The sequence below is a fragment of the Pseudomonas sp. GW821-FHT12A04 genome, assembly GCF_058807755.1.
Window position 1 is genome coordinate 1 of the sequence record NZ_JBXAQZ010000020.1, and the last position, 16,392, is coordinate 16,392.

At 61.4% G+C, this 16,392-nt stretch carries 13 protein-coding genes and 1 pseudogene; 11 read left to right on the plus strand and 3 right to left on the minus strand.

Features of this window, described 5'->3' with window-relative positions:
- The first annotated feature begins 537 nt into the window (after positions 1–537).
- The 3 genes from AC1RS8_RS26035 to AC1RS8_RS26045 all read left to right on the plus strand — a co-directional run bounded on the left by AC1RS8_RS26035 (position 538) and on the right by AC1RS8_RS26045 (position 2,390).
- Positions 538–1,080, plus strand: coding sequence for a tetratricopeptide repeat protein (locus AC1RS8_RS26035; protein ID WP_489338579.1), 543 nt, complete (start codon positions 538–540; stop codon positions 1,078–1,080).
- Between the two features lie 66 nt (positions 1,081–1,146).
- A complete protein-coding gene (locus AC1RS8_RS26040) occupies positions 1,147–1,629 on the plus strand; it encodes an RNA polymerase sigma factor (RefSeq protein WP_371318492.1) in 483 nt (160 codons plus the stop codon).
- Positions 1,629–2,390 carry an anti-sigma factor gene (locus AC1RS8_RS26045; protein ID WP_489338580.1) on the plus strand — a complete coding sequence of 254 codons (762 nt, stop codon included), beginning with the start codon at positions 1,629–1,631 and terminating at the stop codon, positions 2,388–2,390. The genes AC1RS8_RS26040 and AC1RS8_RS26045 overlap by 1 nt, the downstream gene beginning before the upstream one ends.
- 47 nt (positions 2,391–2,437) lie before the next feature.
- On the opposite strand, the gene AC1RS8_RS26050 is transcribed toward AC1RS8_RS26045, so the two are convergent.
- Complete coding sequence (locus tag AC1RS8_RS26050) at positions 2,438–3,739, minus strand: ATP-binding protein (protein ID WP_489338581.1); 1,302 nt, start codon at positions 3,737–3,739, stop codon at positions 2,438–2,440.
- 4 nt (positions 3,740–3,743) lie between these two features.
- Positions 3,744–4,445: a response regulator gene (locus tag AC1RS8_RS26055; RefSeq protein ID WP_057714693.1), complete on the minus strand. Its 702-nt coding sequence runs from the start codon at positions 4,443–4,445 to the stop codon at positions 3,744–3,746.
- Between the two features lie 295 nt (positions 4,446–4,740).
- Here AC1RS8_RS26055 and AC1RS8_RS26060 point away from each other — a divergent pair, with 295 nt between their 5' ends.
- From AC1RS8_RS26060 to AC1RS8_RS26095, 8 genes are all read left to right on the plus strand, one after another.
- Complete coding sequence (locus AC1RS8_RS26060; protein WP_057714692.1) at positions 4,741–5,898, plus strand: efflux RND transporter periplasmic adaptor subunit; 1,158 nt, start codon at positions 4,741–4,743, stop codon at positions 5,896–5,898.
- A gap of 14 nt (positions 5,899–5,912) precedes the next feature.
- Positions 5,913–9,011, plus strand: a complete 3,099-nt coding sequence (locus AC1RS8_RS26065) for a multidrug efflux RND transporter permease subunit (RefSeq protein ID WP_218498137.1) — start codon at positions 5,913–5,915, stop codon at positions 9,009–9,011.
- A 182-nt stretch (positions 9,012–9,193) separates the two neighbouring features.
- Positions 9,194–9,835 (plus strand): DUF1345 domain-containing protein, encoded by a 642-nt coding sequence (locus AC1RS8_RS26070; protein WP_057714690.1) that lies wholly within the window; start codon positions 9,194–9,196, stop codon positions 9,833–9,835.
- Positions 9,836–10,078: 243 nt separating this feature from the next.
- Positions 10,079–11,104: a LacI family DNA-binding transcriptional regulator gene (locus AC1RS8_RS26075; protein ID WP_489338582.1), complete on the plus strand. Its 1,026-nt coding sequence runs from the start codon at positions 10,079–10,081 to the stop codon at positions 11,102–11,104.
- 172 nt (positions 11,105–11,276) lie between these two features.
- Positions 11,277–12,059 (plus strand): sugar phosphate isomerase/epimerase family protein, encoded by a 783-nt coding sequence (locus AC1RS8_RS26080; RefSeq protein ID WP_489338583.1) that lies wholly within the window; start codon positions 11,277–11,279, stop codon positions 12,057–12,059.
- Positions 12,052–13,038: a sugar kinase gene (locus tag AC1RS8_RS26085; protein WP_489338584.1), complete on the plus strand. Its 987-nt coding sequence runs from the start codon at positions 12,052–12,054 to the stop codon at positions 13,036–13,038. Before AC1RS8_RS26080 ends, AC1RS8_RS26085 begins: the two co-directional genes overlap by 8 nt.
- Before the next feature lie 103 nt (positions 13,039–13,141).
- The gene (locus AC1RS8_RS26090) at positions 13,142–14,434 is read left to right on the plus strand and encodes an MFS transporter (RefSeq protein WP_057714686.1); all 1,293 of its coding nucleotides are present in this window, start codon (positions 13,142–13,144) and stop codon (positions 14,432–14,434) included.
- Between the two features lie 21 nt (positions 14,435–14,455).
- Positions 14,456–15,433 carry a 2-hydroxyacid dehydrogenase gene (locus AC1RS8_RS26095; RefSeq protein WP_489338585.1) on the plus strand — a complete coding sequence of 326 codons (978 nt, stop codon included), beginning with the start codon at positions 14,456–14,458 and terminating at the stop codon, positions 15,431–15,433.
- A 168-nt stretch (positions 15,434–15,601) separates the two neighbouring features.
- Here AC1RS8_RS26095 and AC1RS8_RS26100 read toward each other — a convergent pair.
- Positions 15,602–16,351 (minus strand): annotated as a pseudogene (locus AC1RS8_RS26100) (pyridoxal phosphate-dependent aminotransferase); the annotation flags it as partial.
- Positions 16,352–16,392: the final 41 nt, after the last annotated feature.

A 16,392-nucleotide genomic window follows, 5' to 3' on the forward strand; every position in this document is an offset into this window, starting at 1 on the left:
ATGGAGCAAAAAGCGGCATAAACACCGTAACCGGTGTCCGGGATTACTTGACCAGTTCAAGCTCGCTCCCACAGGGTTACATCGGAGGACGCAGCAATTTTGCCCGGCACAAATCCTCTGTGGGAGCGAGCTTGCTTGCGATAGCGGAGGCTCAGTCGCCATCAACGTCGAATGGCACTCCGCATCGCGAGCAAGCTCGCTCCCACAGGGTTACATCGGAGGACGCAGCAATTTTGCCCGGCACAATTCCTCTGTGGGAGCGAGCTTGCTTGCGATAGCGGAGGCTCAGTCGCCATCAACGTCGAATGACACTCCGCTATCGCAAGCAAGCTCGCTCCCACAGGGGCTCTTCGGCGCACACAACGCTGCACAAGGCACAAAAACCATGCATCCGCCCCGATATGAGTTTTGCTTGAAAACACCATCAGGGCGTAACGAATAATTGTTCATGCTGCGGTGTTCTCGTCACATCAACCTTGCACTGCATCTGGCGGGACGCGACCTGATCTGAACCCATGAAGCTCTGGAGCAAAGCCCATGAATATTCGTTTTGCTGTTCTGACGCCCCCTCTGTTGCTGGCCGTTGCGTTGTCCGGTTCCCTCGCCCTGGCCAACGGCGGTGGCGGGGACGACGACGCGCCCATCAGACCCAACTGCCCGAAAGGTCAGGTGTTCGATAGCAAATCGAAACGTTGCGTCCGACAGACCAGTAGCATGGTGCCGGACGAAGACCGTACCAACTATGCCTATCGACTGGCCAAGTACGGGCGTTATGAAGAAGCCCTGGCCCTGCTCGACACGCTGAAACAGCCAAATACCGCAAAAGCGTTGAACTATCGCGGCTACGCCACGCGTAAACTGGGACGTACCGACGAAGGCATCGGCTATTACCTGCAATCGGTGAAACTAGACCCGCAATATGCGCAGGTCCGCGAATACCTCGGCGAAGCCTATGTGGTCAAAGGCCGGCTGGATCTTGCACAGGAGCAACTGCGGCAGATCGAATCCATCTGTGGCAGTACCCAGTGCGAGGAGTACCAGGACCTGGCCGAAGCCATCAACGGCTCATCGAAAACCTGACAACCCGAGCGGACGGAGGTCGCCATCGCCAGCGATCAGGCAATACGAACGGAACTGAACCAGCATCTGGCGCGTTTATGGCGCTACGGCCTGCTGCTGTCCCGGCAACGGCATGTCGCCGATGACCTGGTGCAAGCCACTTGCCTGCGGGCGCTGGAACGGGCCGGGCAATACGTGCAGGGGACGCGCATGGACCACTGGCTGCTGAGCATTCTGCATTCGATCTGGCTCAACGAAGTCCGCGCCCGGCGGGTGCGCCAGGGGCAGGGCCAGGTAGACGCCGATCAGGCCTTGTCGTTCGATGGAGAATCCGTGGCGCAAACCCACGTGTTGGCAGCACAGGTCATCCGCCGCGTCGATGCCTTGCCCGAGGCCCAGCGCGAAACGGTGTTTCTCGCCTATGTCGAAGGCTTGTCCTACCGCGAAGTCGCCGAGGTGCTGCAAGTGCCCATCGGCACCGTCATGAGTCGCCTGGCCGCCGCTCGGGCGAAACTGGCCGAATATCCACCGTTGCACACGGTGCCCACCCCTAACCGAGGAGAACATTGATGAACGCGATACCCTCGGACGAACAACTGGTGGCTTACCTCGACAACCAACTCGATGCCGAGCAGCGCTCGCACATCGACGCGGCCATCAGCGCCGACCCGATGCTCGGCCTGCGTCTGCAATGGCTGGATCGCAGCAGCCTGCCGTTCAAGGACGCCTACGATGAACTGGCCCGACAGGCGCCGGTCGATCGCCTGCAAACCATGCTCGCCACAATGCCCTCACCCGCCCGCCCCGGGCTCAATCGACGCTGGTTCCTGGCCGCCGCAGCCGGGCTGTTGGCCGGCGGCGTGCTGGCGGACCGTTTGTTCCTCGGCTGGCAAGCGAGCCAACAGTCACATAGCTGGCGCGGCCTGGTGGCCGATTACATGGCGCTCTATGTGCCGGAAACCCTGGATCACCTGCCCGGCGATGAAGCTGCCCAACGGGCACAACTACGCACGATCGATGCGCGTCTGGGCCTCAACCTCGCGCCGGCAAAACTGAGCCTGCCCCGTGCCGAGTTCAGGCGCGCGCAAATCCTCGAATACGACGGTGCACCCATCGCCCAGATCACCTACCTCGATCCGGCCCACGGCCCCATGGCGCTGTGTGTTACCCGCTCCAACAGCGGCAGCCGCCATTTCGCCCGGGAACAGCGGCGCGAGCTGAACATCGTGTATTGGGCCGACATGGAACACGCCTGGATGCTGATCGGGCATCAGCCGATGGCGGACCTGGAGGAGATGGCGAAACTGCTGCGTAGTCGCCTGAGCACCTGAGAATCCCAGGCACAACGCAGGCGCTGCGGCAGCGCCTGCGAAGCGCGTCAGGCCGAAGCCGGCAACCACAAACGAAACCGAGCCCCCCCCAGCGGCGAGGCTTCCACCGTCAACGTGCCGCCCTGGGCTTCCAGTGCTCGGCGGCTGATCGCCAGTCCCAGTCCGAAACCACCCGTGGCGCGGTCGCGGCTGCGGTCGAGGCGGTAGAAAGGTTCGAAGATCCGCTCGCGTTCGTCATCCGGAATGCCGATGCCATCATCGTCGACCCAGATTTCACAGCCGCTGGCATAGACCTGCACACCGATCTGAATACGCTTCTCGCAATAGCGCATGGCGTTGCGCAGCAGGTTTTGCAGGGCTCGCGCGGTCAGGCGCGGGTCCAGGCTGAAGCGTTCGAGCTGGCCGTGGAGCAACACGTCGATGACGATTTGCGGAGACTCCATTTCTTCGTCGACGCTGCCGAGAATGCTGTCGATGAATTCATCCATCGACACTTCGACCTGCTCCGGCAGCCGCGCCGGGTTTTGCAGGCGGCTGTAGGACAGCAGCTCCAGCACCAATTCATCGAGTTCCCGAATGTGCGCCACCAGGCTTTGCAGGCGCTCGCGGCTGGCCGCCGGCAAGTCATCGGACAGGGCCAGCGCCAGGCCGAAATCCAGGCGCGTCAGCGGCGTGCGCAACTCGTGGGACACCGCATTGAGCAGGTCTCGCTGCTGGTTGAGCAGGTTCTCGATGTCGCCGGCCATGGTGTCGAACACACTGGCCAGGCTGCCGATGTTGGAACTCGGGGAAATTTGCGTGCGCTCGCCCAAGTGGCCCTTGCCAAAGCGTTCGGCGGCGCCCTTGAGGCGCTCCAGGTCACGCCAATGCGGGCGCAGCCACAACAACAGGCACGCGAGCATGGTCGCGCCGATCAGGACGTTGATGCTCCAGTACAACAGATTGACGTCCAGCGGATCCGGTGGCACGACCATTTGCACCACGGTGCGCTCATTCAGCGGCGCGACCGCCAGCGTGCGCCAGCCCCAGTCGCCCACGCGCACGACGTTCTCGCCGTGGCGCAAGCGCAGTTGTTCATCGGGCGTCAGGCTGCTGTCGTCATTGCTGCTGAGCACGATGTGCAGAGGCGAGAAGTCCTTGTCCATTTCAGCGGCCAGGGTCGGCCACTGTTCGGCCGGGACCCCCTGGAACTGTTTGACGATCAGCGTTTGCAGCCCTCGCGAGTAATCGAGGTTGTAGGTGACAAAGCGTTCCTGGAACACCTTGACCACCAGATCCGGCACCAGATAGATCGCCGCGCTGAACGAGACGATGGTCACCAGGTACAAACGAAAGAGGATTCTGAACATCGGCTCAGCATTCCCACTCGGAACGGCTGAACAGGTAACCCTTGCCCCACACGGTCTTGATCTTGCGCGCCTCGCCGGCGTGGTCGTCGAACTTGCGTCGCAGCTTGGAAATCGCCACGTCCACCGAACGGTCGGTGCCATTGAATTCGATGCCGCGCAAGCGTTGCAGGATCTGGTCGCGGCTCAACACCTCTCCGGCATGCCGGGCCAGCACCACCAGCAGGTTGTACTCGCCGCTGGACAGCTCCACCAATTGCCCGCGCCAGGTCACGGTGCGTTCGGACAAGTCGATGCACAGGTTGCCCATCAGAATGCGGTCGTTGGCAGTCTGCGGCTCGCTGAGGCTACTGCGGCGCAACAAGGTCCGCACCCGGGCCAGCAGCACCCGCGGCTCGCAGGGTTTGGTGACATAGTCGTCGGCCCCCATTTCCAGGCCCAGGACCTGGTCGTGACTGTCGTCGCGGGCGGTGAGCATCAGGATCGGCAGGGTCGCCGAATCGGCGCGCAGCAGGCGACAGACTTGCAAGCCGTCGAGGCCAGGCAGCATCAGGTCGAGGATCACCAGGTCCGGCGGATTGAGCCGCGCACGTTCGCGCACGTGGTCACCGCGACCGATCACGCTGACGGAATAACCGTTGCGTTCCAGGTAACTGGCAATCAGTTCGGCGAGGGCGGTGTCGTCTTCGACCAGGAGGATGTTGGGCATGGGGTGTTTCCAGAAAGTGCTTTGGCGCCAGATACGCCGCCATCGCGAGCAAGCTCGCTCCCACAATGGTCGGTGGTGTTCACAACATTCGTGTTCACATCAAATCCCGGTGGGAGCGAGCTTGCTCGCGATGGCAATCTATATCTGGCGCAATAGAAATCAAGGACTGCAGGATATACGCCCTCACGCACACCTGAGTAAAACCCTTACACAATTTCACACAGCACCAACAAAGCTTCACCGCTACCCTCGCCTTCGCCCAGTAGGATGCTGGGGGTCTTTATTGGGGTATTACATGTCGAAGAATCTGCTTGCCAGGCTCAGCCTGATTGCACTGGCGTTGACACTGGGCGCGTGTGACAAGTCCTCGAATGCCGAGGAACAGGCGCCGCTGGCCACAGTTCGCATCGAGACCATCGAAGCGCGGCCACTGACCATCAGCAGTGAACTGAGCGGGCGGATTGCCGCACCGCGCATGGCCGAAGTGCGTGCCCGGGTGGCTGGCGTTGTCTTGCAGCGCACCTTCCGTGAAGGCAGTGACGTGAAACAGGGCGAAGTGTTGTTCCGCATCGACCCGGCGCCGTTCAAGGCTGACCTGGACAGCGCCGAAGCCGCGTTGCGCAAGGCTGAAGCCAACGCGTTCCAGGCCAGATTGCAGGAACAGCGCTACGCCCGGTTGATCGACGACAAGGCCATCAGCGGCCAGGACTACGACAACGCCCGGGCCAACGCCCGGCAGACCGCTGCCGACGTCGCCGGCAACAAGGCGGCGGTGGAACGCGCCCGGTTGAACCTCGGTTACGCCACGGTCACCGCGCCGATTTCCGGGCGTATCGGTCGCGCACTGGTCACCGAAGGCGCACTGGTCGGACAAAACGAAACCACGCCCCTGGCGCTGATTCAGCAACTGAACCCGATTCATGCCGACCTGACCCAGTCCACCCGCGAACTCAACGAACTGCGCCGCGCCTTCCGCTCAGGTCAGTTGCAGCAGGTCGGCCAGGACCAGGCCAAGGCCACGTTGATTCAGGATGACGGCAGCCTCTACCCGCTGCCGGGCAAAATGCTGTTCAGCGATATCACGGTCGACCCGGGCACCGGCCAGATCATCCTGCGCAGCGAGTTCCCCAACCCCGACCTCGACTTGCTGCCCGGCAGTTTCGTGCGCGTACGCCTGGAACAAGCGATCAACCAGCAGGGCATCAGCGTGCCGCAACGGGCCATCCAGCGCGACAGCGCCGGCATCGCCCAGGTGCTGCTGCTCGACGCCGAACAGCGGGTCGGGCAGCGACCGGTCGAACTGGGTGCCGTGCAGAACGATCGCTGGATCGTCACCGGAGGCCTGAAGGCAGGTGACCGCATCGTCATCGAAGGGCTGCAGCACGCCCGCCCCGGCGAGAAAGTGCAGATCGACGACACCCCTCTTCCACTTGCCCAGGCGACTGGTCAGTAAGCAGGACGCTTTTTATGCCGCAGTTCTTTATCGACCGCCCGGTGTTCGCCTGGGTGGTTGCCCTGTTCATCCTGCTGGCCGGTGCGCTGGCCATTCCGCAATTGCCGGTGGCGCAATACCCCGATGTTGCACCGCCACAAATCGAAATCTACGCCGTGTACCCCGGCGCTTCGGCGCAAACCGTGGACGAGAGCGTGGTCAGCCTGATCGAGGAAGAGCTCAACGGCACCGATCACCTGTTGTATTTCGAATCCCAGAGCAGCCTGGGCAGCGCCACCATCAAGGCCACCTTCCAGCCGGGCACTAACCCGGAACTGGCTCAGGTGGATGTGCAGAACCGCCTGAAAGCCGTGGAGTCTCGCCTGCCACAAGCGGTCATCCAGCAAGGTTTGCAGGTGGAGAAAGTCTCCTCCGGCTTCCTGCTGCTGATCACCCTGACCTCCAGCGACGGCAAGCTCGACGACGTGGCGCTCAGCGATTACCTGGCGCGCAACGTGATGAACGAGGTCAAGCGTCTGGACGGCGTCGGCAAGGCGCAACTGTACGGTGCCGAACGGGCGATGCGGATCTGGATCGACCCGCAGAAACTGCTCGCCTTCAACCTGACACCGGCGGACGTCAACACCGCCATCGTCGCGCAAAACGCCCAGGTGTCGGCCGGCAGCATCGGTGACCTGCCAACCCGCACCACCCAGGAAATCACCGCGACCATTCTGGTAAAGGGCCAGTTGTCGACCCCCGAAGAGTTTGCCGACATCGTCCTCAAGGCCAACCCGGACGGCTCGACCGTGCGCATCAGCGATGTGGCGCGGGTCGAGATCGGTAGCCAGGAATACCAGTTTTCCACGCGCCTGAACGGCAAACCGTCCACCGCCGTCGCCGTGCAACTGTCGCCCGGCGCCAACGCCCTGAACACCGCAACCCTGGTGCGGGCGAAGATGGACGAACTCAAGCGCTATTTCCCGGCGAACGTCGAGTACTCGATACCGTACGACACCTCACCCTTCGTCAAGGTCTCGATCACCAAAGTGGTCTACACCCTCTTCGAGGCGATGCTGCTGGTGTTCGCGGTAATGTTCCTGTTCCTGCAGAACATCCGCTACACGCTGATTCCGACGCTGGTGGTGCCGGTGGCGCTGATGGGCACCTTTGCGACAATGCTGGCGCTGGGGTTTTCGATCAACGTGCTGACCATGTTCGGCATGGTGCTGGCCATCGGCATTCTGGTGGACGACGCCATCGTGGTGGTGGAAAACGTCGAGCGCATCATGGCCACCGAGGGCTTGTCGCCCAAGGAAGCCACGCGCAAGGCCATGCAGCAGATCACCGGGGCCATCATCGGCATCACTCTGGTGCTGGTCGCTGTGTTCATTCCGATGGCGTTCATGCAGGGTTCGGTCGGGGTGATTTACCAGCAGTTCTCGCTGTCGATGGCCACCTCGATCCTGTTCTCGGCCTTCCTCGCCCTGACCTTGACCCCGGCCCTGTGCGCGACACTGCTCAAGCCGATTGCCAAAGGCGAGCACCACGAAAAGACCGGGTTCTTCGGCTGGTTCAACCGTCGCTTCGAACAACTGACGGAGCGCTATCAGGGCTGGGTCGCCTATGCGTTGAAACGTACCGGGCGCTACCTGCTGATCTACGGCGTGCTGCTGATCGGCCTGGGCTTGGCCTTCAGTCGCTTGCCCTCCTCGTTCCTGCCGGTGGAAGACCAGGGTTACACCATCACCGACATCCAGTTGCCACCGGGTGCGAGCAAGAACCGCACGGTGCAGGTGGCCGAGCAAGTTGAAGCGCACAACGCCGGGGAACCGGGCATTCGGGACAGCGTGGTGATTCTCGGATTCAGCTTCTCTGGCAGCGGGCAGAATGCGGCGCTGGCGTTCAGCACGCTCAAAGACTGGTCCGAGCGAGGCAGCGACGACTCGGCGGCTTCGATTGCCGACCGGGCCAACGTCGCCCTCAGCCAGATCAAGGACGCGGTGACGTTTGCCGTACTGCCGCCGCCGGTGGATGGCCTGGGTACGTCCAGCGGATTCGAGTTCCGCCTGCAGGATCGCGGGGGTCTCGGCCATGAGAAGTTGATGCAAGCGCGCACCGAGTTACTCGCGGCAGCCGAAAAAAGCCCGATCCTGATGAACGTGCGCGAAAGTGCCCTGGCCGAGGCACCGCAGGTGCAACTGGTCGTCGACCGCAAGCAGGCCAACGCACTGGGGGTGTCATTTGCCGACGTCGGCAATGTGCTGTCCACGGCCGTGGGCTCAGCCTACATCAACGACTTCCCCAATCAGGGGCGGATGCAGCGCGTCGTGGTGCAGGCCGAGGGCGACCAGCGCAGTCAGGTGGAAGACCTGCTGAAGATTCACGTGCGCAACACCCACGAAAAAATGGTGCCTTTGTCAGCCTTCGTACAGGCCAGGTGGACTCAGGGCCCGGCGCAGTTGACCCGCTACAACGGCTACCCGGCGATCAGTATTTCCGGTGAACCGACCCCGGGGCACAGCACCGGCGAGGCCATGGCCGAGATCGAGCGGCTGGTGGCGCAAGGCCCGGCGGGCCTGGGCCAGGAATGGACCGGGTTGTCGTTGCAGGAACGGTTGTCCGGCAGCCAGGCGCCGATCCTGCTGGGGCTGTCGCTGTTGATCGTGTTCCTGTGCCTGGCGGCGTTGTACGAGAGCTGGTCGATCCCCACCTCGGTGCTGCTGGTGGTGCCGCTGGGCGTACTCGGCGCGGTGCTGGCCGTGACCTTGCGCGGGATGCCCAACGACGTGTTCTTCAAGGTCGGGCTGATCACCATCATCGGCCTGTCGGCGAAGAACGCGATCCTGATCATCGAGTTCGCCAAGAGCCTGTACGACGACGGCCACGACCTGATCGACGCGACCCTGCAAGCAGCACGCCTGCGGTTGCGGCCGATTGTCATGACCTCCCTGGCGTTCATCCTCGGCGTGGTGCCGCTGGCCATCGCCACCGGCGCCAGTTCGGCGAGCCAGCAGGCCATCGGCACCGGGGTGATCGGCGGGATGATCACCGCGACGCTGGCCGTGGTGTTCGTGCCGGTGTTTTTTGTGGTGGTGATGAAGCTGGTGCGCAAGCGCCATAAAAACATCTAACCAACACCACCGATTACCTGTGGGAGCGAGCTTGCTCGCGATAGCGGTGTAACAGTCAACATGGATGTTGAATGTGACAGCCTCATCGCGAGCAAGCTCGCTCCCACAGGGGATCCCGGTGATTTCAAGATTGTGCTTACCTGGGCTAAGGTGTTTGCAATACTCCGACCCATCGAGCGCTCATGCCCTACCTCAGCCACACCCACCCTCGCCTGTCCGCCGCCACGACGCTCGGTATCGCGGCGGGTATCTTGGTTCCGGCCGATTCGGTCATCGGCAAAATCCTCATCGGCTGGAATGCCGGGGTCTGGACTTACCTGATCCTGATGTCCTGGCTCGTCGTGCGTTCGAAAGCGACTGATGTGAAACGCATTGCCGAAATCGAGGACGAGAACGCCGGGCTGGTGCTGTTCGTGGTGTGCGTTGCGGCAATTGCCAGCCTGGCAGCCATCACCCTCGAACTGGCCGGCGGCAAAGACCTGGAAACCACCCGAAAACTGCTGCACTACGGCTTCACCGCTTTGACGGTGATCGGTTCGTGGCTGCTGATCGGGGTGATTTTCAGCGTGCACTACGCGCGCCTGTTTTACACCTGGGAAGGCAAGGAGCCGGCGTTGCGTTTTGCTGAAGGCCTGACAACGCCCAACTATTGGGACTTTTTGTACTTCTCGTTCACCGTCGGCGTGGCGGTGCAGACCTCGGATGTCGGCGTGGCGACACGGGAATTGCGCAAGATCGTGCTGGCGCAGTCGTTGATCGGTTTTCTGTTCAACACGGCCATTCTCGGGTTTTCGATTAATATTGCCGCCGGGCTGTTCAACTGAACGCTGCACAAACGTTCTAGTCATCGCCCTCGGAGCGGACGTTAAATGGGGCGGTGTGGCGCTGTTGCTGCTGGGTTCGGCATGGTTGAGCGTGTTGGCCTGACGGCCACTTCTCGGTCGTTGTTCGACAATCCATCATTCGGGGCTTGACGGCGAATTGGCTTTTGGTGTCTTCTGAAACCGGTTTCAGGTGGATCTCACGAACCACTCGACCCTATAAATCCAATAAGAAGGTTTCAGACCGTGAACGATTTCTCCGCCGCCCAGCGCAGCCGCGTGACCATGCTCGACGTGGCCGAACACGCCAAGGTCTCCAAGGCCAGCGTTTCGCGGTTCATCGGCGAAGACCGCGCCCTGCTCTCCGATGCCATTGCCCAGCGCATCGAACAGTCCATTGCCGAGCTGGGTTATCGCCCGAACCAGATGGCCCGAGGCCTGAAACGGGGGCGCACCCGCCTGATCGGCATGCTGGTGGCCGATATCCGCAACCCATATTCGATTGCCGTGATGCACGGGGTGGAAACCGCCTGCCGTCAACACGGCTATAGCCTGGTGGTGTGCAACACCGATCGCGACGACGAGCAGGAACGCCAGCACCTGGCCCTGCTGCGCTCGTACAACATCGAAGGCCTGATCGTGAACACCCTCGGCCATCACCGTGACGAGTTGCATGAACTGCATCGGGAAATGCCTCTGGTGCTGGTGGACCGCAAGGTCGAACACCTTGAGAGCGACATGGTCGGCCTGGATAACCCGGCGGCTGTCGAGATGGCCCTTGCCCACCTTGAAGAACGCGGCTATCGCGACGTGCTGTTGGTGACAGAGCCGTTTGACGGCACCAGTTCGCGGATCGAGCGGGTCAGCAGTTTCAAGACGCAGATCGCACAGCGCCCGGTCCTGCGCGGCACGATGATTGAGACCGGCAGCGAACTGACTGCGCACCTGAAAAATTTCCTCGCCACGCCAGGCCCAGGTCCGAAAGCGCTGTTTTGCGCGAACGGGATCGCGGCGCTGGCCAGCACCCATGCCTTGCGTGAGCTCAAGTGCAATCTGTTTGAAGACGTGGGGCTGATAGCCCTCGACGATCTGGATTGGTACCCGTTGGTGGGCAGTGGCATCACCGCTTTGGCCCAGCCGACCACCGAGATTGGCGCGAGTGCGTTCGAGTGTTTGCTCAAGCGGTTGCGGGGGGATGACGGGGCGTTGCGGACGCTGGATTTTTCGCCGCAGCTGGTTGTGCGGGGGTCGACCCTTGGCGCTTTCAGATGACTGGACTGGCCCCATCGCGAGCAAGCTCGCTCCCACAGGAATCACAACATTGATGTACGACACAAAACACTGTGGGAGCGGGCTTGCCCGCGATGAGGCCCGAAAAAACAACACATCACTCACTGATATTTTTTTGAACAAAAATGAAACCGGTTTCAGAGGTAGAAAAACAATGAATAAACCAGCCGTTTCCATCAGCCTCTCCAGCTACGGCGCCGATCTGGTGCGCCAGCGCGGCCAAGGCAGTTTCATCGCAGTACTGGCCGCCGCCGGGGCCACGCGCATCGAATGGCGCGAAGAGCTGCTGACCTTTGAGAACCCCGAGCACCTGGCCGACGCGACTCAGGCCGAGGGTCTGGAAAGCGTGTACTCATCACCGATGGAGCTGTGGCTGGCCGGTCAATCCAGACCCAATCCCGAATTGCTGACAGCACTGCAACGCGCCCAAATGTTCGGCGCCAAATGGCTGAAAGTATCGCTGGGTTACTTCACCGACAACAGCGACCTGCAACGCCTCTCCCGCATGCTCGGCGAAAGTGCGGTGCAATTGCTGGTGGAGAACGACCAGACCCTGCACGGTGGCCGCATCGAACCGTTCCAGCGTTTCTTCAATGAAGTCGAGCAACACAACCTGCCGATCAAAATGACCTTCGATATCGGCAACTGGCAGTGGCAGGACCAGTCTGCTGCCAGCGCCGCGCGGTTGCTCGGTCGGCACGTCGGTTATGTGCACTGTAAAGCGGTGACGCGCCGTGCCGACGGCAAACTGGTTGCCATCCCACCCGCCGCCAGCGACTTGCAACAGTGGGAACACCTGCTGCGGCACATGGACCAAGGCGTTATGCGAGCCGCGGAATATCCGCTGCAAGGCGAAGACCTGGTGCAGCTGACAACCGAGCATGTCGCCGCCCTCGCCCACCTCGGCCAATCGTCGCTGGAGAACGCTCATGTCTGAGATCGATATCCTCTCGTTCGGCGAAACCATGGCGATGTTCGTTGCCGAGCAGACCGGCGACCTGGCCAGCGTCAACGCGTTCCACAAACGCATTGCCGGCGCCGACAGCAACGTCGCCATCGGCCTGTCGCGCCTGGGTTTCAACGTGGCATGGCTGAGCCGCGTCGGCGCCGATTCCCTGGGCCGATTCGTGATCGACAGCCTGAAAAAGGAAGGCCTGGATTGCCGCCACGTCGACATCGACCCCGCGCACCCCACCGGTTTCCAACTCAAGTCGCGCACCGACGATGGCAGCGATCCTGTCGTCGAGTACTTTCGCCGTGGCTCGGCGGCCAGTCACTTGTCGTCGCATTCGATCGTGCCCGACTTGCTCAAGGCCCGGCATCTGCACGCCACCGGCATTCCTGCGGCGTTGTCGGAAACGGCGCGGCAGATGTCCTTCGAATTGATGACCCGCCTGCGCGATGCCGGGCGCAGCGTGTCGTTCGACCCCAACTTGCGCCCGAGCCTGTGGGCCAACGAGCGACTGATGATCACCGAGATCAACCGCCTCGCCGCCCTCGCTCATTGGGTGTTGCCAGGGCTGAGCGAAGGTCGCCTGCTCACCGGCTTCGAAGACCCGGCCGACATCGCCGCGTTCTATCTCGACCAGGGCGCCGAAGCCGTGGCAATCAAGCTCGGCCCCCACGGTGCTTATTACCGCACGCATCTTGATCAAGGTTTCGTCGCTGGTGTGCCGGTGCAAACGGTGGTCGACACCGTGGGTGCCGGCGATGGATTTGCCGTCGGCATGATCAGCGCACTTCTGGAAAACCACAGCTTTGCCGACGCCGTGCGGCGGGCCAACTGGATTGGCAGCCGTGCGGTGCAGAGTCGGGGGGATATGGAGGGGTTGCCGACCCGATCCGAAATGGTCAGCGAATTTGAGGCCGCCATCGCGAGCAAGCTCGCTCCCACACTGGATCGTATTCCAATGTAATTCCCCTGTAGGAGCGAGCTTGCTCGCGATGAGGCCAGTACAGGCACTGAAGAACAAACCGTTACCTGCTGCGACAAAAACAACAAGCTCAGGAGCATCACCCATGAAAACCGCAACGCTCGCCACCCGCCGCTGGTGGTACATCATGCCCATCGTGTTCATCACCTATAGCCTGGCGTACCTCGATCGCGCCAACTACGGTTTTGCCGCCGCCTCCGGGATGGCCGCCGACCTGATGATCACACCAGGCCTGTCGTCGATGCTCGGCGCGCTGTTCTTCCTCGGTTACTTTTTCTTCCAGGTGCCGGGGGCGATCTACGCGCAGAAACACAGCGTGAAGAAACTGATTTTCGTCAGCCTGATCCTCTGGGGCAGCCTGGCGACGTTGACCGGGATCGTCTCCAACGCCTACTGGCTGATCGTCATCCGCTTCATGCTCGGCGTGGTCGAAGCCGCGGTGATGCCGGCGATGCTGATCTACCTGTGCCACTGGTTCACCCGTGCCGAACGCTCACGGGCCAACACCTTCCTGATCCTCGGCAACCCGGTGACCATGCTGTGGATGTCGGTGGTCTCGGGGTATCTGGTGCAGCATTACAGCTGGCGCTGGATGTTCATTGTCGAAGGTTTGCCGGCAGTGCTCTGGGCCTTCATCTGGTGGCGTCTGGCCGATGATCGTCCGTCCCAGGCCAAGTGGCTCAACGATCAGGAAAAACAGGATCTGGAAAGCGCACTGGCGGCCGAACAGGTCGGCATCAAAGCGGTGAAAAACTACGCCGAAGCGTTTCGCTCACCCAAAGTGATCATCCTCGCGCTGCAGTTTTTCTGCTGGAGCATCGGTGTCTACGGTTTCGTGTTGTGGCTGCCGTCGATCCTCAAGGCCGGCGCGCAGATGGACATGGTCGAGGCCGGCTGGCTATCGGCGCTGCCTTATCTGGCGGCGGTGATCGGCATGCTGCTGGTGTCCTGGGGTTCGGACAAACTGCAAAAGCGCAAACGCTTCGTCTGGCCGCCGCTGCTGATTGCCTCGATTGCTTTCTACGGTTCCTACGCGCTGGGCGCCGAACACTTCTGGTGGTCGTACACCCTGCTGGTGATTGCCGGTGCCTGCATGTATGCGCCGTACGGTCCGTTCTTCGCGATCATCCCGGAAATCCTACCGGCCAACGTCGCGGGCGGTGCCATGGCGCTGATCAACAGCATGGGCGCGCTCGGTTCGTTTGGCGGCTCTTATCTGGTCGGTTACCTGAACAGCTCCACCGGTTCGCCCGGCGCATCCTATCTGTTGATGAGCGGTGCGCTGATGCTTTCGGTGGTGCTCACGGTGTTCCTCAAACCCGGCGCCAGCGACCGGGAGCGGCCCACGGTAGCGCGCCCCCTCACAGCTCATTCCTGAATTGAAGTTGAGATCACGAAGATGAAAAAGCAGGTCGTCCTGTACAAGAAACTCTCGCCGCTGCTCATGGCTCGCCTGCATGAGCACACCGATGTGACGCTGATCGACAACCTCGATGCCGAAGGTCTCGGCAAACTGCGCGACGCCCTGCCCCATGCCCACGGTCTGCTCGGTGCCAGCCTGAAACTCGATGCCGAACTGCTGGATCTGGCGCCCAACCTTGAAGCCATCGCCAGCGTTTCGGTGGGCGTCGACAACTACGACATCGATTACCTTACCGAGCGGCGCATCCTGCTCAGCAACACGCCGGACGTGCTCACCGAAACCACCGCCGACACCGGTTTCGCACTGATCCTGGCCACTGCGCGGCGCGTGGTGGAATTGGCGAACATGGTTCGCGACGGCCAGTGGACCCGCAACATCGGCCCCGCACATTTCGGCAGTGACGTACACGGCAAGACCCTGGGCATCATTGGCATGGGCCGCATCGGCGAGGCCCTGGCCCAGCGCGCGCATTTCGGCTTCGGCATGCCGGTGATCTATCACAGTAACTCGCCGAAACCGGCGGTCGAAAAACGGTTCAACGCGCAATACCGCAGCCTGCCCGAACTGTTGCAGCAAGCGGATTTCATTTGCCTGACCTTGCCGCTGACGGCCGAAACCGAAGGGTTAATCGGTGCCGAGGAATTTGCACTGATGCGCCCGGAAAGCATCTTCATCAACATTTCTCGAGGAAAAGTCGTGCATGAAGCGGCGTTGGTCGAGGCGTTGCGCAGTGGGCAGATTCGCGCGGCGGGGCTGGATGTGTTTGAGCGCGAACCGTTGAACCTTGATTCGCCGTTATTGCAATTGAACAACGTGGTGGCGACGCCGCACATGGGCTCGGCGACTCATGAAACACGGGAAGCCATGGCCCGCTGTGCGGTGGACAACCTGCTGGCGGCGCTGGCGGGTGAGCGGCCGGAGAATCTGGTGAACATACAGGTGTGGAAAGCCTGAGAGATTTGTTGCCTGTAAGTAACCATCGCGAGCAAGTTCGATCCCACAGGATATCTGTGAGCGCCGCAGATCAAATGTGGGAACGAGACTGCTCGCGATGAGGCCAGAAAAGGCAATGCAAATCCGTCAGGCCCACCGCGCCATCAACTATTCCGAGAGTTCCCGCTAATCCACCACCAACCCGAACGAATATGCGCCATCGCGCTCGCCCCCGAACGCCTCACCGGCCAGTACCGACAAGCAATAACCTACCAGCAGCCGCTCCGCGAAGTGCTGGGCAGACGACTCGATCTGAAGCACATCGGCCATCACGAACATACCACCAACCGGCTGAATCGCCCGGATACCCGGATAATGGTTCAAGTTCGCACACACCAGATCACGGCGCTGGCGATACTCTTCGCGCATCAACGCCACTTCCGGCAGATTTTCATCCAGGCCCATGTACGCAGCGTTCTGAATGAAATCCGGAATGCCGAACAGAATGAAAACGACAAATTCACCAGATGCTCGGATATAAGTTTCGGTCCGATCACCCATCCCACTCGCCAACCGCTCATGGTGTGGGATTTCGAAAGGTTATTGATCGTCGCCATACGCTCGGCCATTCCCGGCAAACTCGCTGGGCTGCTGGACCTCATATAGCAATTCGCTGTAGACCTCGTCGCGGATTAGCCACAGGTCATGACGAATTCACAGCGACGCCAATCCCAGCCAGACCTTCAGCGGAAAATTGGCGCCGAAAGCATTGTTCGGACTTTTGAGCAAAATGGCACTGGCCTGGGGGGGAGTAATCAGTGCCACCACGTCCACCGAGGCGACCTGAAAGCTGTTCTCCAGACGTTCCGCCACCGGCACCACTTTCGCTCCGCAAGTGCCGATCACTTCATCACCCAGATCGAGCAGGGCTTGCACCAGCATTTACAGCGTGCAATGCACCCTCGGGAACGCAAGGCAAC